Raw genomic sequence first — 16800 nt, 5'->3', positions numbered from 1 at the left:
GTGCCCAGCACGTCCTTCATCAACGCGGCACCCTTGCCCTTGCCCGTGATCTTGGGCATGGGGCAGCCCATGTTGAGGTCGACGATGTCGGCGCCCAGCTCCACGCAGCGATGCGCGGCGCGGATGAGGGCCTGCGGGTCGCGCCCCAGGAGCTGCATCGCCAGCGGCCGCTCCTGAGGGTAGTACGCCGCCATGTCCCCGGCGCGCCGCGTGTCCATCAGGAGCGCGAAGGCGTCCATCTCCTCGGTCGTGGTCAGGCCGCTGCCGCACTCCTTGGCGATGAGCCGGAAGGGCGCGTTGGAGATGGCCGCCATGGGCGCCAGGCGGCAGAGCTGGGGGATTTCAATCTGGCCGATTTTCATGATGGGGTCGGGCGCGAGCCCGGGTTACCCAATATACACCGGCCGCGATCATGATGCGGCAGACCGGGCGCCTGGTCTACCTGCACGTTTGGCCACCCTTTGGAATCTGTACCAGTTCGGGCTCAGACCGATCGGGACTGAGAAGGGGCTTTGTGTTAGCTGTGCTCAGCGCCCGAGTCCGTGACAGCGCTGAACGCGCGGGCGGGAAATGTGGAGAGGGTGGTGGCCCTGGACACGTGCTCCTCAGGCTCCCGGCAACCCTGCTATGAGATTCTCGATCACTCGTTCGAGCGCTTCGTCGGGATCGTAGCGCCCACCGGGAGCCAGTAGGGGGCGGATGTCGCCTCGGAAGTCTGGCCGGCCCGACTTGGCACGAAGGTTCTTCTCGAACTCTTGCCTGGTGACCGCATGCCCCTCTTGCTCCATGTAGTGGAGAAAGCACCGGATGACCGCGGCCGGGTCGAGAAGTCCCTCTTGGAGCCCGAGCGCGAGATCGTAGAGATCGCGGCCCTTGCGGCGCTGGTACAGGGCCCGCATCTTGGTCCCGTAAAGCTCGTCTGTCTCGTACGTCTGCACGTCGGCGCGCCCCGCAAACCATGGGCTCTCGACCGAGAAGGATCGCTGTCGCCAGCCGAGCACGCTGAAGTGCTCGCGCGTGTTGATCTCGATCTTCACTGTGAGCCGTCGCGTCGGCGGGATCTCCGACTCGACCCGGTAGGTGACCGTGTGGCTGATCGGGCTCTTTTCGAAGCTCGACCGCCCCAGTACCGGATCCAGACAGCGCCGGATCGTCCGCATCAGTTCGCCGATGGGGCCCGACTCCACCTGGACGAGATCCAGGTCCTCCGAGAATCGCTGAGGGGCGGACAAGACGAGCTTGTGGATGGCGGTGCCGCCCCGGAAGGCTAGCGAGCGTGCAAGCGTCGGCTCACTGAAGATCTCGACCAGCGCACGTGAGAGCGCCAAGTCATGTTCCACCTGGTCCGGGCCAGCCCAGGGCACCACGGTTCCCCAATGCGTGATGTAGGCGGGCTGGATCACGTGTCGGGCTCTACGGAGTCGTTGACGATGAGCCGCCACCGACGGTCTCGAGGCGCAGCGCGCTCAGCTTGGGCCGGGTTCAAGCGCACGAGGCTCGGGCGTTGGGTCTCAACCCACTGGGCGAGCGGGTCGGCCAGCCGCGCCACGCCGACCAGGTCGAGCAGAAAGCCGAGCCGCTGCGCGTAGGCGAGCTCACCGTCCGCCTCGGCGGCCTTCACGAGTCGCCGAGGCTGGCACGCCTCGGCGAGGTCACGCAGGACCGTGGCCACGTTGGAGAGAAACCCAGCATGCTCGACATAGCGGAGGAGATCCAGGGCTGTGGCTTCTGCGGTGGACACCCGCATGGTCCCGGTTACGGTCTTCACCTCGATGACTGATGTCCGCTCCAGGCGAGCCTTGACGATGAAGCGGATGCGGTTGCGTCCGACGGCGATCGGCCGGCGGGGAGGCGTGGTCACCACCTGGAACTCCTGCGGCGCTTGGTGAGAGGCGCCATGGTGCGCGGCAGCCGTCAGGACGCCCACGTAGTAGGGTGCGTCGAGCCCGCGCATCAGGTCATCGATGAACCAGGTCGCGGGCGGGGCTCCGGCGGCCCGATGCTCGACCGGCACGATCACGTAGAAGCCGCGGCGCGGGCTGACGAGACGTTGCTTGCGAACGAGAAGCTGGGCCGCCTTCTTGAAGTTCTCTGGCTCCGTTGAGAGCGCCGCCAGGGCTTCGGTGCGAAGGAACGTGTAGCGGCCGTGCCCCTGCAGAGTGTCGACGAACTGCCCAAGCCGCCTGGGTTGATCGGAACGTCTCGCGACTGTAGAAGGGGCAGCCATGGCTCCACTTATGATATCTGTGTCGTTTGCATAAAGGGAATAATATCTTCCCTTTTGGCTAGTCTTGGCGGTCCGGATCAAGCGTCTAACTATAGCTTCAGAAGCGGATCTATGTCGCGATTCAGGGTCCGGTCCGCTGGAACGGCACTGAGCCGAAAGAGGATGAGAAGCAGCAGCTATTCGACACTTTCGCTGATCGCACAAGCCACCATCTGATCAACCTCGCGACTCGCCGTGTTTGGCAGCAGCGGCATCCAGAGTGGCAGAAGGCCTATCGGCTCCATGGAACGGGCTCGACGTTCCAGAGGGCGGAGGTCATCGCACGGGAGGTTTACGATCGCGCGGCGCCGGTTCCCGACGGACTCCATCCCCGGACAGAAACGAGTTCCTGCACGAGGTTGTGCAGGCTGTAGAGACTGCTGCCAAGGAACTCGAGATCGGTCTCCGATAGCTCGAAGCGTGCCGCCCGTGATCGAGACGATCATTGCCGAGCCTCGAGGGAATGCCTCCACGAGGTCGGCCCAACGGGTCCCGCGGCCGAAGTCTGGCTCCGGTATTGATGCGCAGGAGCGAGCGCGAGAAAGCTACCGCTTAGCGTGCACGGCGACGGCCGCGCCGGCGAGCGACAGAGTTACAGCGCGCCCAGCTTATCCAGCGCCGCGGTCTACGACATCGCGGTCGAGAGCAGCAGCCTCGTCGGCAATTACCGCGCACAGTTCGACCGGGTCATCCGGAAGTCGGGCTACGCGGAGCTCGTTCGGCTGATCCGAGTCAAGCGTGATCAGCTCCTGAAGTCCAAACGCGCCGCCGCCAACTGAGGAGCATCAGGGGTATCTGGCGCGACCAATCGCTGTGCCAAGACGGTCGGCTGCCGCCCGTGACTGAGAACGGGCTTTGTGTCGCCTACGCTCTCACGACGGCGGGCGGCGCCGAGCGACCGCTCGATTCGGTGTTGTCCCAGGGCGCCCGGCTCATCCTCGTGTGAGGGCCCGCCGGGCCGCTCAGCCCCGCAGGTAGGCGTGGCGGACCACTTCGGAGGCGGCGAGCTCGGCCGCAGTGCCGCGTCCGACGATCTCGCCCTTCTGGAGGAGGAAGCCGTGATGGGCGATGGCAAGGGTCTTGCGGGCGTTCTGCTCGACGAGGAAAACGGTCGTCCCGCCGCGGTTGATGGTCTGCACCATCTCGAAGAGCTGCTCGACCAGGAGCGGCGAGAGCCCCAGCGACGGCTCGTCCAGCAGCAGCAGACTGGGGCGGCTCATGAGCGCCCGCCCCATGGCCAGCATGGCCTGCTCACCTCCCGACATGGTCGCAGCCTTCTGATTCCTCCGCTCCGCCAGTCTGGGGAAAAGCCCATAGACGTGCTCGTGGCGGGCGGCCAGATCAGCCGCCTTCCACTCGGCGAAGGCGCCCATGCGCAAGTTCTCCTCGACCGTCATCCTGGGGAAGACCCGCCGCCCCTCGGGCACCACGGCGATCCCGCGGGCCACGACCTGATGGGTGCGGAGATGGTCGATGCGCTCGCCGTCGAGCCAGACTGAGCCCTCCACCGGCCTGACAATGCCCAAGATGGCGCGGATCAGCGTCGTCTTGCCCGCGCCGTTGGAGCCGAGGAGACACACGATCTCGCCGCGGCCCACGGCGAGCGACACGTCACGCAGCATGGTGATGGGCCCGTAGCGGGTGCTGACCCCGCGCAGCTCAAGCACGGGCGGTCTCCCTGCCGAGATAGGCCTCGCGGACCTCGGCATTGGCGGCAACGGCGGCGAAGGAGCCCTCGGCGATCTTCCGCCCGTAGTTGAAGGCCACGACGCGCCGGCTCACGCCCTCGATCACGAACATGTCGTGCTCGATGATGATCACCGAAAGTCCCGGCATTTCCTCGCGGACGATCTGGAGATCCTTCATCAGCTCCGCCGTCTCCTCGGGGCTCATGCCGGCCGAGGGCTCGTCCAGCAGCAGCAGGCGAGGCTCGGAGGCCAGGGCGCGGCAGATCTCCACGCGCCGGCGGTCGATCTGGGGCAGCTGCCCCACCGGCTCGAAGCCGCGCGCCGGCAGCTCGCGATTAAACAGCGCGAGCAGGTGGGCGGCCCGCTCGATGGCGTTCCGTATCTCGGCGAGGAACCGCGCGCGCCGCACCACGAAATCCGCGAGGCCGCTCCGCCTCCGCGCGTGCATGCCGATCAGCACGTTGTCGAAGACCGAGAGCCCCAGGCAGAGGCGGCTCGCCTGGAAAGTGCGCGCCATGCCGAGCCGCGAGATGACGTGAGCGTCGAGGCCGACGAGGTTCCGGCCTTCGAAGCGGATGTCGCCCGCCGCGGCCGCGTAGAGGCCCGTGAGGGCGTTGAAGAAGGTGGTCTTGCCCGAGCCGTTGGGCCCGATGACGCCCAGGGTCTCGCCGCCATCGACGGCTACGTCCACGGCATCGAGGGCCACTAGGCCACCGAAGCGCACCGTCAACCCCCGCGTTTCCAGCAGGGCGCTCATCGATACCGTCTGACCGCAGCGGGCCAGAGCCCCTGGGGCCGGTAGAGCAGCATGACCACGATCACCACGCCGTAGAGCAGCAGCCGGTACTCGTGCAGGAAGCGGAAGCGCTCAGGCAGCGGCACCAGCAGGCAGGCGCCCAGAACCACGCCGGGGATGGAGTCCACGCCTCCGATGATGATCACCGAGAGCATGACCAGGGAGTAGCCGAAGTCGAAGTCGGGCGGGGAGACGAAGCCCACCATGACGGCGTAGAAGGCGCCGCCCAGCCCGATGAAGAAGTTGCCGATGGAGAAGGCGACCAGCTTGCCGCGGGTGATGGAGATGCCGCAGCACTTGGCGGCGATCTCGTCGTCGCGCAGCGTGTTGAGCGCCAGCCCGAGCCAGGAGTCGTAGAGGCGGCGGATGATCCAGGTCGTGAGGGCGGCCATGAGAAGCGCCGCGTAGTAGAAGTTCGCGTGGGCCGGCAGGCCGATGCCGAACACGGTAGGCTTTGTGGTGAAGGGATAGCCCGCGAGCCGGAGCGTCGGGATGTTCTTGATCCCCTGCGGACCCCCGGTGAACTCCAGGTTGTTCATCAGGATATTGAAGATGAACACGAAGGCGATCGTGACCAGGGCCAGGTAGTGGCCGCGGGTCTTGAGGATGGGGACGAAGAGCACAGCGCCGACCGTGACGGCCACGAGCGGCCCGACCAGGACCGCGAGCCAGGACGGCCACCCTGCGCTCACGGTCAGCAACCCGACGGTGTAGCCGCCCAGCCCCGCGAAGGCCGCGCCCGCCAGGTTGAGGACTCCCGCAGTCCCAATCTGGAAGTTGAGCCCCTGCCCGATCGTCACGTAGAGCAGGGCCAGGGTGGCTACGAAGGTCCAGTAGGGGCTCGCGCTGAGTGCTAGGGGCAGGGCCAGGGCCCCGGCGGCGCCGGCCACGAGCGCCGTCGCGTGGTGGCGCTCGAAGGCCCTCCCGAGTGCCGTTCGGAGCGGCGTGACGAAGCGAGTTGCCGCGAGGCCCACCAGGATGGCCGCGCCGGTGGCGGCGAGGGCAACGGGGCGCTCGGCCAGCACGGCCGCGGCGATGAGGAAGAAGAGGGCTGATTCGGTCAGGAGGACTAGCAGCACGGGCTACACCCGCTCCACCGACTTCTCGCCGAGGATGCCGCTGGGCCTGAAGATGAGGAACAGCATCACCACGGCGAAGGCGACCACGTCGCGGAATTCCGAGCCCCGCGGGATCAGCGCGGCGGACGTGGTCTGGAGCATGCCGAAGAGCAGCCCGCCCACAATGGCGCCGTAGACGTTGCCGAGCCCGCCAATGGCGGCCGCGGAGAAGCCGATGACGCCGCCCGTGATGCCCATGATGAAGTGGACCTCGCCGTAATAGAGGCCCGAGAGGATTCCCGCCACGGCGGCCAGTCCCGAGCCGATGAAGAACGTCGCGTCCACCGTCCGGTCCAAGTTGACGCCCATCATCTGGGCGGCCTCGGGGTCCTGGGCCACGGCGCGGATGGCGGCGCCCATCCGCGTGCGGTTGATGATGAGGTCGACAGCGACCATGGCGCAGAAGCCGATGGCGAGGATGGCCAGGTTCTCGTAACGGACGGCCACGCCGCCCAGCTCGAACCCGCCCTGGGGCAGGAGCTGGGGGAAGCGCTTGGGGTCGGCGCCGCGCGGATAGAAGATCAGCACCGACTCGCGGATGACGAGGCCGAGGGAGAGCGTGGCCAGCAGCGTCATCAGCGGGGATGACCGCGCCAGGGGCTTGACGCACACCCGCTCGGCCGCCACCCCGACGAGGCCGGTGATCAGGATCGAGACGAGGAAGGCCAGGGCCAGCGCCACCGCCCCGTCGCCGATGCCCACCGCGTGGAGCCCGGCCAGCACCGACAGCCCGGCGAAGGCGCCGAGCATGAAGATGTCGCCGTGGGAGAAGTGAATGACGTCGAGCACGCCGAAGAACAGCGTGAACCCGACGGCGATCAGCGCGTACATCACCCCCAGCATCAGGCCGTTGAAGGCCTGCTGGAGGAGCAGCTCCAGCGGCGGCATCCGCGCGCGGCGCGGCCGGCTAGAGCTTCTTGTACTTCAGCCCGGGCAGGGTGCGCTTGCCCGAGGCGTACTCCGAGTCCTCCCAGAGCACCCACTTGCCATCCTGGCTCACGTACTTGGAGATGAGCGCGACGGTGTTCTGGCCGTGGTCGTCGAACTCCACGGGCCCGATGATGGTGTTGGCGTTCTTGGTCCGCTTGAGCCGCTGCGCCACCTTGGCGCGGTCGGGGCCCACGGCCTCGATGGCGTCGATGACGAGGTTGGCGGCCACGTAGGCGAAGGGGCCATAGGCCTCGGCCGGCTCCTTGAAGGCCGCCTTGCCGTAGGCGTCGAGGAACTTCTTGCCACCCGGCAGCTTCTCTGTGGGTGCGCCCTCGACGAAGGCCAGCGTGCCCTCGGCCGACGGGCCCGCCGTCTCGTTGTAGGTGTCGGACTTGATGCCGCTGGTGCCTTGGAACTGGGCGCGGACGCCGAGCTTGTCCATCTGCACCTTGACCCGCACCCCGTCAGGAGTGAGGCCGCCGTACCAGATCACCTCGGGCTTGTCCCCCTTCGCGCGGGTGAGCTCCGCTGCGTAGTCCTTCTGGTCCTTGGCCGTGCCCTGGGCCGAGAGGATCTTGCCGCCCGCCTTCTCCACGAACTCGGTGAACCACTTGGCATGCGCCCGGCCGTAGTCGGTCGTGTCGTGGATCAGCGCGAAGGTCTTGAAGCCCAGGGCCTTGACCGCGAAGTCGGCGGCCACGTTGTTCTGGTTGATCATGGTGCCGTTGACGCGGGTGATCTCGATGTAGTCGTGGCTGTAGGTGATCTCCGGCAGCACGGCGCCCCACACCATGGCCGGCATTCCGGCCTTGTGATAGGTGTCGACGGTCGCGATGGCCGTGACCGAGCAGTAGTGAGTCACGCCCGCGACGACCCGCGGATCGGAGGAGGCCTTGAGCGCCGCCTGCACGGCCACCGTGGGCTTGCACTCGTCGTCCAGCACTTCGGTCTCGTACTGGTACTTGGACTTTGGATCGGCGTTGCGCTCCTGCACGGCCAGCAGGAAGGAGTTGCGCCCGCCGAGGCCGTTGGAGGCCGTGCCGCCGGTGAGCGGCCCGATGAAGGCCAGCTTCACGGTCTTCTTCTGGGCGAGGGCCGGGGCCGCGGGACCCAGCGCCAGCGCGACGCCGACGACCGCGCTCCCGCGCAGGATCTCGCGGCGGCTCAGATGGCTCGAGGACTCAGGGTGGGACATGGGCTCCTCCTCCAGGGTCAGGGTGTGGGAGCGGGGCGCTCCGGGAGCGCGGTCTGAGGATACTCAAAAGCCGAGTTGAAGGCAACGTGGGGGAGGGGCGTCGCGTGAAGCGTGCCGAGCCTAGCGGGGATTATTCATGAACGCGTGTTGCGCGTCCTACCCGCCCCCTCATTTACTCAGCCCTCGCCTCGCCGCTGAGCGGCTCAGCTCGAACTGCGGCCCTCTCCCCCTCTGGGGGCGAGGGATTCGAAATGGCTCCCTCTCCCTCGGAGAGGGAGAGGGTAGGGTGAGGGTGGCGATGTCTTCACGAATAATCCGCGCTAGGGCCCGTCAGCGAGCGTCACCTGATGTAGAATCACCGCCATGTCCAATGGAAGCCCGACCGCGCTCCTGCTCAATGCCGGCCACGCCCTGGACCACCTCTTCCTCCTGATCTTCGCCACTGCCGTGGCGGCCATCGCCGCCGAGTGGGGAATGGCCTGGCAGGATCTGATGCCCTACACCGTGGGCGCTTTCGTCATGTTCGGCCTCGGCTCCTTGCCGGCGGGCCGGCTCGGCGACCTCTGGGGGCGTCGCGCGATGATGATCGTCTTCTTCCTCGGCATGGGCGTCTCGGGACTGCTCGTGGCCCTGGCCAAGGACGCGTGGTCGCTGGCGGCGGTCCTCACCCTGATGGGCGTATTCGCGTCCATCTACCACCCGGTCGGCATCCCGATGCTGGTGCAGAACACGCGGAGGCCGGGCTTCACCATCGGCCTCAACGGTCTGGCCGGCAATCTGGGGATCGCGGTGGCGGCGGTGTTGACCGGGTTCCTCGTCAAATATTTCGGCTGGCGCGTGGCCTTCGCAGTCCCCGGCGGGCTTGCCCTCGTCTTCGGCGCGCTCTTCGCGCTCCTCGCCCCGCGGGAGCACGTGGCGCCGGCCCGGCGGGCGCAGAAGACGGTGGAGCTTCCGCCGTCGGTGATGGCGCGCGTGCTCCTCGTGATGACGCTTGCCGCCATCTCGAGCAGCCTGATCTTCAACTTCACGACCAACGGCAACGGGAGGCTCCTCGCCGAGCGCCTGGCCGGGCTCGTGGACGACCCAGCCACGCTGGGCGTGCTGCTCGCGTTGGTCTACACCATCGCCTCGCTCGCCCAGTTGGTCGTCGGCCGGCTGATCGACCGCTACCCGCTCAAGTGGATCTACCTGCCCATCGCCGGCTCCCAGGTGGTGCTCTTCGCCCTCGCCTCCCAGGCCACCGGCTGGCCGCTCTACGCGGCGATGCTCGCCTTCATGGTGTTCGTGTTCGGCGCCATCCCCTTCATCGACGCCATGATCGTGCGGTACGTGGACGACCGGATGCGCTCGCGCGTGTCGGGCATGCGGCTGGCGGTGTCCTTCGGGGTGAGCTCGGTGGCTGTCTACCTGCTCGGCCCCACCGTGAAGGCCGCCGGCTTCACGACGCTGCTCATGGTGATGGCCATGATCTCCGCCTCGACCACGCTCTTCGTCGCGTTCCTGCCCGGCAGAATTCCGACCTCGGCCGCCGCGCCGGCATCCGCGCCCGTGGCCGCCGGCTGATCGGGCCCGGTTCGCCAAGTATCCACCGGCCGCATGGTGGAGGCGGGCTCAGGCCGATCGTGACTGAGACTGTTTTGCGGTTTCTCATGCTCGCGTATTGCGCGGCCAGTTTTCTGCACTTTCTTCACAACGCCGTGTTCCTGCACGAATACCCGAACCTGCCGGGGTGGCTTTCATCGGCTCGCGTCTATGCCGCATGGTGCGGAGTAACTGCGGTTGGGCTTGTCGGCTATTGGTTGCACCGCGCGGGTTATCGGATGACCGGCCTGATGACAATCGCGGTCTATGCCGCGCTTGGATTTGGCGGGCTCGAGCACTACGTGCTCGCGCCCGTGTCGTCGCATTCGTTCACGATGAATCTGACGATTGGAGTCGAAGCGCTGGCGGCCGTGTCGCTGCTGATCGCGGTCTGTGTCAAGGCCGGGAGGGCATGAGCCGGCGCCGGCCGTGACCGAAAGCGGACCTCAGGCGCGCGCGATCCGGTCGGCGATTTCTCGCGCCCAGGCCATGGGCTCGGCGGCGTCTGTTACGGATCTCGGCCTCGCGCAGGACGCCGAGCGGGAGGATGTGGTCGGGCTCACGGCCGGAGGCGAGGGCGTGGACCCAGGCAACCTGGTCCTCCCTCGGGACCTACCGTGTCACAGCGTTATGTTGCTTACGCGCCATGGCTTCCTCATTCAGCGCGCGCCCGCTCGCGCAACACAAACTTCTGAATCTTGCCGGTGGCGGTGGTTGGCAATGGTCCGAATACGACCGACTTCGGCGCTTTGTAGTGCGCCAGTTGTTCGCGGCAGAAATTGATGATCTCGTCGGCGGTCGCCGCCGTCCCTGGCCTGAGCTGCACGAAGGCGCACGGCGTCTCGCCCCATTTCTCATCGGGTCGCGCCACCACGGCAGCGAGCTGCACGGCGGGGTGCTTGTAGAGCGCGATCTCGACCTCCACGCTTGAGATGTTTTCGCCACCGGAAATAATGATGTCCTTGGCGCGGTCCTTGATCTCGATATAGCCGTCCGGGTGCTCGACGGCGAGGTCGCCGGTATGCATCCAGCCGCCACGGAACGTCTGCGCGGTGACCTTCGGGCTCTTCAGATAACCGAGCATGACGGTGTTGCCGCGCACCATAATTTCGCCGATGGTTTTGCCGTCGCGTGGCACGGGTTTGAGCGTCTTGGGGTCGGCGACCATATGTCCCTCCACCACCGGATAACGCACACCCTGGCGTGCGATCAGCGCCGCACGCTCCTCGAGAGGCAGATCAACCCAGCCATCCTGCGGCACGCACAGCGTCGAAGGGCCCTGCAATTCGGTCATGCCGTAGATGTGCGTCACGCGGAATCCGAGTTCCTCCATGCTCTTGATCACCTTGGCTGGCGGCGGCGACCCTCCGGTCTGGATATCGACGACTTGGTCGAAAGCACGTCTTTGTTCCGCTGGCGCGCTGACCAGCATGTTGAGCACCGTGGGCGCGCAGCACATATGCGTCACGTCGTGCTCGGCGATCATCGAGAAGATCAGCGCCGGATCGACCTTGCGCAGGCAGACATGCGTGCCACCCATCGCAACGACCGACCACGGGAAGCACCAGCCGTTGCAGTGAAACATCGGCAGCGTCCACAGATAGACCGGGCGCGGCGGCATCGGCCAAGCCATGATGTTGCCGACCGCTTCCAGGAATGTGCCGCGGTGGTGGTAGACCACGCCCTTGGGGTTGCCGGTGGTGCCCGATGTGTAGTTCAGCGCGATGGCGCTGCTCTCGTCGGCCGGCGGCGTCCAGTCGAAATTCGGATCGCCGGCGGCAATAAAATCTTCGTATTCGATCTTGCCAAGCCGCTCACCCGGTCCCGAGTAAAGCTCGTCGTCGACATCGATGACCAGCGGCTGCCGCTTCAGCTGCGCCAAGGCGGGCCCGACCTGGGCGGCGAATTCGCGGTCGATGATCAGCGCCTTGGCCTCGCCGTGCTTGAGGATAAAGGCGACGGTTGCCGCGTCGAGCCGCGTATTGATGGTGTTGAGCACCGCCCCCAACATCGGCACGCCGAAATGCACCTCGACCATCGCCGGCACGTTGGGCAGCATCACCGAAACGGTGTCACCGGCGCGGATACCGCGCCGCGCCAGGGCCGACGCCAGCCGCCGCGCGCGATCGTAGAATTGACGATAGCTGTATCGCCGCGCGCCGTGGATGACGGCGACACGGTCGGGGTGAATCGCAGCGGTTCGCGGCAGGAACGACACCGGAGTCAGCGGCGCAAAATTCGCCGTGTCAGGTATCAGGCCCGCAAATAAGCCGCCCGGGCCGGCGTGACGTTCGCCGGACGGGGTTGTCCGTTTGGCTGCACCGCCTTTGGATTTGGCCTGCGATCGCGCACGGACTGCTATCTTCTTGCGCTTGCCCATGTTTTGCCCCCCCGCCTCTGTCTTTGTGAATCGGGTCGTTTTGCGAGCCCGGCGCTTCCTCCATCGCGGCTCCGCCGAGTGTTGTGGCGGTACACGCAAGATCAGCTTGGCGTCAGGCTAGCATAAGAGTCGCGAAAAGCGGCTGCGTGCACGCCCGCTGGGGAAACATGGTAACCTCAGCGGCTGGGGGAAACCGGCCGGCATGGGTCGAGCCCATATGACATCCACGCGGGCAAGGGGAGGAACGCCATGCTCAAGAAGTACGCGGCACTGGCCGCATCGCTGGCTATGATCGCGGCGTCGGCCATCGCAACGCCGGCATCCGCGCAGGAACGTACCGTAAAGATCACCGGCTTCGGCGCCAAATCGGGCGTGGTTCGCGTGTTCGGCGTGAACAGCGAGGCCGCTTTGAAGGCGGCCGCGGAAGAGATCAACAAGGCCGGCGGCGTCACGCTCGGCGACGGCGCAAAGGCCAAGATCACCATCGAGTTTCTCGATGACCGGTGCAATGCCGAGGAAGGCATTTCCGTGGTCCGCCGCATCGCATCGACCGACGCGTTCGTGGCCGTCGGGCCGACCTGCTCGAACGTCGCGGAATCACTGTTCGGCATCCTGCAGAAGAAGGTCGGCGATGCGTCGGATACCGGGTTGCAGTTCCCGATTATCGCCGATGTGGCCGCGAAAGGCGGCCTCGCCAAGATTTCGGAGTGGTCGTTCCGCAACGTGCCGAGCGAATTCGAAATGTACAAATCATTGTTCGCCTGGCTGAAGACCCAGCACCCGGATCTCAAGACCATCTACGGCGGGGTTGAGAAGGACTTCGCGCATTCGAACGCAACGTTCGGCGTGATGAAGGCGCAAGCGGAGGCCAACGGCCTCAAGATCGCTGGACAGAGCGAATGGCTGCTCGCGGACGCTACCTTCTCGACCCAGGTGCGCGAGATGAAGCGCGCCAATCCTGATATCGTGGCCATTTCGGCGCATCCGTTTACGACCTGCGGCGTGCTCAAGGAAATGGAACGGCAGGGAGTAAAGCCGAAGCTGCTGATCGGCCTCACCAGCTCGTCCAGCATCGAGACCTTGCAGGGCTGTGCCAAGCAGGCGGAAGGGATCATCATCCCGACCAGCTTCGCTCCGGTCACGCCGGAGGCAAAGAAAGCCGCTGAGCAGGTTGCCAAGTTCGGCGGCAGCGCCGACCTACACAGTGCGGCCGCGTACGAAATCGTTTACATCCTCAAGGGCGTGATCGAGTCGCAAAAGATCATGGCCAGGCCCGACACCGTGGCGGCTGATCGGGTCAAGATGCGTGAAGGCCTCGCGGCGTTGAAGGAGACCACCGGTCTTCTCGGCAAGGTCGGACGCACGCCCGATCGTGAAGCGATCAAGCCGTTCCTTTTCGTACATGCCAAGGACGGCAGCTGGCAGGTTCTTTATAAGCCAGCGTCCTGATCGCCCTCGGCGCAATCGCGGATCGCGGCGAAAGCCGCGGTCCGGCGCGCGCTTCTCATCGGCGCAAGTAACGAGTTGGCCGAGCCACCGGCGTGAATATTCTTGACGCGATCGACACGATCCAATCGATTGCCGACGGTGTGCTGTTCGGCGCGACCTATGCGTTGCTGGGGATAGGGTTCACGCTCGTCTTCGGCGTGATGCACAAGATCAACCTGTCCTATGCCGCCGCCTCCGTAGGAGCCTCCTACGCCAGTTTGTTGATACTCGCCGGCATCAAGGCGCCGCCGCCGCTGGTCTTTTTGCTGGCCGCAATCTGCGGCGGATTCATCGGCGGCATGGTCTACATCGTCGCGTTCCGATTCATCCCCCTGGCAAACCCGCTCGCAACTCTGATGTCCACCGTCGGGTTGCTGCTGTTGATCGACGAGATCATCGTGCACACGACGGCCGGCGTGCCGCTCGCTTATCCCGCGCTGTTTTCGGATGTGATCATCCGGGCGGGACCGTTCAGTCTGCGCGGCGATTTGATGTTCGTGTTCGTGTTGGGTTGCATCTGCATGATGCTACTCCTGTTGTTGCTGTATCGCACCAAGCTCGGCCTCGCCACTCGCGCCGTGTCACAGCAACCGGTCGCAGCTGAGCTTTGCGGCATCAGCATCACGGGCGTGAACGGGCTGACCTTCGTGATCACCGGCGTCGTGGGTGGCATCGCCGGCGCAATGATTGGGGCCGCCATCGGCATGCTCTCTCCGCTGTTATCGCTGCCGTTGACCGTCAAGGGCCTGATCGTCACGGTGATCGGCGGCCTCGGCAGCATCCCCGGCGCGATCATCGCCGGCCTGCTGGTCGGAGGTCTTGAGAACCTGTTCCAGTTCTTCCGCGGCGTCTCGGAGCGCGACCTCTACATCATGTTGTTGTTGTTCGTGTTCCTTGTATTCCGGCCCGGTGGCCTGTTTGCAGCGTCGGCCGAGCGAGACTGAGCGCCCGGGGACAACTCGATGGATTTCTATCTTGGGCTCTTGCAGATCATCGGTGTTCACACCCTGCTGGGACTGTCGGCCTATTGCGTGCTGTTGACCGGCCAGGTGAGCCTCGCGCAGGCGGGGTTTTTTGCCGTCGGCGCCTATGTTGCGGGCATGCTTACGGTGCTCGCGGCGTGGCCGCTCGTCCCGGCGCTGGCCGTGGCGGCGATCGCGGGGGGAGCGGTCGCCTGCGCCGTTGGTTTTCCGGCATTGCGGGTGAAGGGGCTGATGCTTGTGGTCGCCACCGTCGCATTCGGCGAGGCGGTTCGCCTGTTCTTCTTCAACTTCGATTATCAAGTGGCGCGAGGCGGAATCCGAATCGGCCCGCATGGCGGCGAAGGCTTCCGTCAGATCCGCTATTTCCCTGAACACGGCTGGAGCACGCTCGATGTCGTGTTGTTCGTATGGAGCGCAGTCGCGCTGGTGATGGCCGCGTTGTGGTGGATGGACCGCTCCCGCGCCGGCGCGGTTTTGCGGGCGGTCGGCGAGGACGAGCTTGCGGCACAGAGCACCGGTATTAACGTCACGGCGGTGAAGGTCTCGGCAATGGCGATCGGCGGGGTGATAGCCGGCTTCGGCGGCGGGATTTTTGCGCACTACACGACCCATATCGAGCACGTGCAGTTCGGCGTGGTTCTCGCTACCTTCGCGATCGCCTATCCCATCCTTGGGGGACTTTCAAGTGTCTTTGGTACGCCGCTCGCCGTCATCTTCATCCAGGGCTTTTTGATCGAGGGCCTGCGCTTTCTCGGAGATTGGCGTAACTTGCTGTTCGGGGGGCTGATCGTGCTGGCGATGAACCTGCGCCCGCGCGGACTGCTCGATGCCGGCTCGACCATCGCTCTGAAGCGTCTGTTTGTCAGGATTAAGGAGCGCGCCGGTGCTTGGCCTCAGCGGGTTGACTAAATCTTTCGGGGGAGTCCGGGCCGTCGACGGCGTCGACCTCGCCGTCGCCCAGGGCGAGATTGTCGGTCTTATCGGCCCCAATGGATCAGGCAAGAGCACAATCGTGAACCTCATTTGCGGCTTGTTCCCGCCGACCGCGGGCCGCGTGGTGTTCCGCGACGCGGATATGTCCGATCTGTCGGCGCACGCCCGCGTGGCTCGGGGCATTTCGCGCACGTTTCAGAACATCCGGCTGTTCGGGCAGTTGACGGTGTGGCAGAATTTATGGGTCGCTCAGAATTCCGGTGAGCACCGCGATGCGGAGCGCTTTGTGACACGCTGGCTTGGCGGCGCGCGTCGAGCCCGCGCCGAGATCGACCGCATGCTGGAATTCTTCGACCTTGGGCACAAGCGAGACGAGTTGGCGGGCAATCTCGCGTTCGGCGAGCAGCGGCGGCTCGAGTTTGCCCGCGCGCTCGCCGCCAAGCCGTCGTTGGTGCTGCTCGACGAGCCGGCGGCAGGCATGAACGCCGAGGAAATCGACCAGCTCGAGGACCGGATCCGCAAGTTGCGCCAGGATGGCATCACCATCCTGTTGATCGAGCATCATATGGAATTGATCATGTCGGTCGTCGATCGCATCGCGGTGCTCAATTTTGGGCAGAAGATCGCGGAAGGAACTCCAGCCGAGATCCAGGCCAATCCGGCGGTGCGCGAGGCTTATCTCGGCACTGCCACGGGCGGGTGAGGCGTCCCTTGCTCGATGTATCGGGTCTTGTCACCACCTACGGCAAGATCGAAGCATTGAAGGGCGTATCGTTGGGCGTCGAGAGCGGCCGGATCACCTGCCTGCTCGGGCCCAATGGGGCGGGCAAGACCACACTGATGATGACGATCGCCGGCATCCTCACACCGCGCCGCGGTTCGATCCGGCTTGACGGCACCGAGCTCGTCGGCCTGTCGCCGGCCCGGATCGTCGCGCGAGGCGTGGCGCTGGTGCCGGAGAATCGACTGGTGTTTCCGCAGATGAGCGTGCGCGAGAACCTTCTCGCCGGAGCCTATCAACGCAGGGACAGGGCGGAGATCGCCACCGATATCGAACGCATGTGCAATCGTTTTCCGCGCCTGCGCGAGCGATACGAGCAACTCGCCGGCACACTCTCGGGGGGTGAGCAGCAAATGCTCGCGGTGGCCCGCGCCCTGATGTCGCGGCCGCGTCTGCTGCTGATGGACGAACCCTCGCTCGGTCTCGCGCCGCTGATCGTAGCCGAAATATTCTCGATCCTTACCGAACTGAACCGCGACGGGACCACCATCTTTCTGGTTGAGCAGAACGCCCACATGGCGCTCAAGGTGGCGCATCAGTTCTTTTTGATGGAACAGGGGCGTGTGACATTCAAGGGAACACCGGGCGAGCTCGCTGAGGATGACGTCATCCAGCGCGCCTATCTTGGGACACGCCGCGGCGCGAACTGACACCGGCCCAG

General features: G+C 65.6%; 17 protein-coding genes. 8 read left to right on the top strand and 9 right to left on the bottom strand.

What is annotated here, in order from left to right; all coding sequences use genetic code 11:
* The 3 genes from Q7W02_01660 to Q7W02_01650 form a co-directional block, all read right to left on the bottom strand.
* Positions 1 to 362 (bottom strand): tRNA-dihydrouridine synthase family protein (locus Q7W02_01660; protein ID MDO8474895.1); only part of this gene is annotated, 362 nt, incomplete at its 3' end.
* A gap of 243 nt (positions 363 to 605) precedes the next feature.
* A complete protein-coding gene (locus Q7W02_01655) occupies positions 606 to 1403 on the bottom strand; it encodes a nucleotidyl transferase AbiEii/AbiGii toxin family protein (GenBank protein MDO8474894.1) in 798 nt (265 codons plus the stop codon).
* Positions 1400 to 2227, bottom strand: a complete 828-nt coding sequence (locus Q7W02_01650; GenBank protein MDO8474893.1) for a type IV toxin-antitoxin system AbiEi family antitoxin — start codon at positions 2225 to 2227, stop codon at positions 1400 to 1402. The genes Q7W02_01655 and Q7W02_01650 overlap by 4 nt, the downstream gene beginning before the upstream one ends.
* A gap of 596 nt (positions 2228 to 2823) precedes the next feature.
* Here Q7W02_01650 and Q7W02_01645 point away from each other — a divergent pair.
* On the top strand, positions 2824 to 3045 hold the full coding sequence (locus Q7W02_01645; protein MDO8474892.1) for an ABC transporter substrate-binding protein: 222 nt from the start codon (positions 2824 to 2826) through the stop codon (positions 3043 to 3045).
* Positions 3046 to 3228: 183 nt separating this feature from the next.
* Here the strand turns inward: Q7W02_01645 and Q7W02_01640 are convergent, their stop codons facing one another.
* Genes Q7W02_01640 through Q7W02_01620 form a run of 5 tightly spaced genes read right to left on the bottom strand, consistent with a single transcriptional unit; the run spans position 3229 to position 7993 of the window.
* Complete coding sequence (locus Q7W02_01640) at positions 3229 to 3933, bottom strand: ABC transporter ATP-binding protein (protein ID MDO8474891.1); 705 nt, start codon at positions 3931 to 3933, stop codon at positions 3229 to 3231.
* Positions 3926 to 4711, bottom strand: a complete 786-nt coding sequence (locus Q7W02_01635; GenBank protein MDO8474890.1) for an ABC transporter ATP-binding protein — start codon at positions 4709 to 4711, stop codon at positions 3926 to 3928. Before Q7W02_01635 ends, Q7W02_01640 begins: the two co-directional genes overlap by 8 nt.
* Positions 4708 to 5829 (bottom strand): branched-chain amino acid ABC transporter permease, encoded by a 1122-nt coding sequence (locus Q7W02_01630; GenBank protein MDO8474889.1) that lies wholly within the window; start codon positions 5827 to 5829, stop codon positions 4708 to 4710. Before Q7W02_01630 ends, Q7W02_01635 begins: the two co-directional genes overlap by 4 nt.
* A 3-nt stretch (positions 5830 to 5832) precedes the next feature.
* Positions 5833 to 6756, bottom strand: a complete 924-nt coding sequence (locus Q7W02_01625) for a branched-chain amino acid ABC transporter permease (protein ID MDO8474888.1) — start codon at positions 6754 to 6756, stop codon at positions 5833 to 5835.
* A 19-nt stretch (positions 6757 to 6775) separates the two neighbouring features.
* Positions 6776 to 7993 (bottom strand): branched-chain amino acid ABC transporter substrate-binding protein, encoded by a 1218-nt coding sequence (locus Q7W02_01620; protein MDO8474887.1) that lies wholly within the window; start codon positions 7991 to 7993, stop codon positions 6776 to 6778.
* 363 nt (positions 7994 to 8356) lie between these two features.
* On the opposite strand from Q7W02_01620, the gene Q7W02_01615 reads away from it, so the two are divergent.
* Positions 8357 to 9556 (top strand): MFS transporter, encoded by a 1200-nt coding sequence (locus Q7W02_01615; GenBank protein MDO8474886.1) that lies wholly within the window; start codon positions 8357 to 8359, stop codon positions 9554 to 9556.
* Between the two features lie 59 nt (positions 9557 to 9615).
* On the top strand, positions 9616 to 9990 hold the full coding sequence (locus Q7W02_01610; protein ID MDO8474885.1) for a hypothetical protein: 375 nt from the start codon (positions 9616 to 9618) through the stop codon (positions 9988 to 9990).
* Between the two features lie 239 nt (positions 9991 to 10229).
* Here Q7W02_01610 and Q7W02_01605 read toward each other — a convergent pair whose 3' ends face one another.
* Positions 10230 to 11954 carry an acyl-CoA synthetase gene (locus tag Q7W02_01605; GenBank protein MDO8474884.1) on the bottom strand — a complete coding sequence of 575 codons (1725 nt, stop codon included), beginning with the start codon at positions 11952 to 11954 and terminating at the stop codon, positions 10230 to 10232.
* Positions 11955 to 12203: 249 nt separating this feature from the next.
* On the opposite strand from Q7W02_01605, the gene Q7W02_01600 reads away from it, so the two are divergent.
* The 5 genes from Q7W02_01600 to Q7W02_01580 all read left to right on the top strand — a co-directional run bounded on the left by Q7W02_01600 (position 12204) and on the right by Q7W02_01580 (position 16789).
* The gene (locus tag Q7W02_01600; GenBank protein ID MDO8474883.1) at positions 12204 to 13403 is read left to right on the top strand and encodes an ABC transporter substrate-binding protein; all 1200 of its coding nucleotides are present in this window, start codon (positions 12204 to 12206) and stop codon (positions 13401 to 13403) included.
* Positions 13404 to 13495: 92 nt separating this feature from the next.
* On the top strand, positions 13496 to 14386 hold the full coding sequence (locus Q7W02_01595; protein MDO8474882.1) for a branched-chain amino acid ABC transporter permease: 891 nt from the start codon (positions 13496 to 13498) through the stop codon (positions 14384 to 14386).
* Between the two features lie 18 nt (positions 14387 to 14404).
* Positions 14405 to 15334, top strand: a complete 930-nt coding sequence (locus Q7W02_01590) for a branched-chain amino acid ABC transporter permease (protein ID MDO8474881.1) — start codon at positions 14405 to 14407, stop codon at positions 15332 to 15334.
* On the top strand, positions 15309 to 16061 hold the full coding sequence (locus Q7W02_01585; GenBank protein ID MDO8474880.1) for an ABC transporter ATP-binding protein: 753 nt from the start codon (positions 15309 to 15311) through the stop codon (positions 16059 to 16061). The genes Q7W02_01590 and Q7W02_01585 overlap by 26 nt, the downstream gene beginning before the upstream one ends.
* 8 nt (positions 16062 to 16069) lie before the next feature.
* Positions 16070 to 16789, top strand: a complete 720-nt coding sequence (locus tag Q7W02_01580) for an ABC transporter ATP-binding protein (protein ID MDO8474879.1) — start codon at positions 16070 to 16072, stop codon at positions 16787 to 16789.
* Positions 16790 to 16800: the final 11 nt, after the last annotated feature.

The sequence above is a fragment of the Candidatus Rokuibacteriota bacterium genome (genome assembly GCA_030647435.1).
In the GTDB taxonomy this organism is placed as follows: Bacteria; Methylomirabilota; Methylomirabilia; order Rokubacteriales; family CSP1-6; genus AR37.
The sequence above is the reverse complement of the archived record's forward strand: the minus strand, read 5'-3'. Positions and strand labels throughout refer to the sequence as shown.

Bases quoted from the DNA above. Each gene is read 5' to 3' on its own strand.
- Q7W02_01650 (MDO8474893.1), bottom strand. From the start codon at position 2,227: ATGGCTGCCCCTTCTACAGTCGCGAGACGTTCCGATCAACCCAGGCGG.
- Q7W02_01635 (MDO8474890.1), bottom strand. From the start codon at position 4,711: ATGAGCGCCCTGCTGGAAACGCGGGGGTTGACGGTGCGCTTCGGTGGC.
- Q7W02_01625 (MDO8474888.1), bottom strand. From the start codon at position 6,756: ATGCCGCCGCTGGAGCTGCTCCTCCAGCAGGCCTTCAACGGCCTGATG.
- Q7W02_01620 (MDO8474887.1), bottom strand. From the start codon at position 7,993: ATGTCCCACCCTGAGTCCTCGAGCCATCTGAGCCGCCGCGAGATCCTG.
- Q7W02_01615 (MDO8474886.1), top strand. From the start codon at position 8,357: ATGTCCAATGGAAGCCCGACCGCGCTCCTGCTCAATGCCGGCCACGCC.
- Q7W02_01605 (MDO8474884.1), bottom strand. From the start codon at position 11,954: ATGGGCAAGCGCAAGAAGATAGCAGTCCGTGCGCGATCGCAGGCCAAA.
- Q7W02_01600 (MDO8474883.1), top strand. From the start codon at position 12,204: ATGCTCAAGAAGTACGCGGCACTGGCCGCATCGCTGGCTATGATCGCG.
- Q7W02_01590 (MDO8474881.1), top strand. From the start codon at position 14,405: ATGGATTTCTATCTTGGGCTCTTGCAGATCATCGGTGTTCACACCCTG.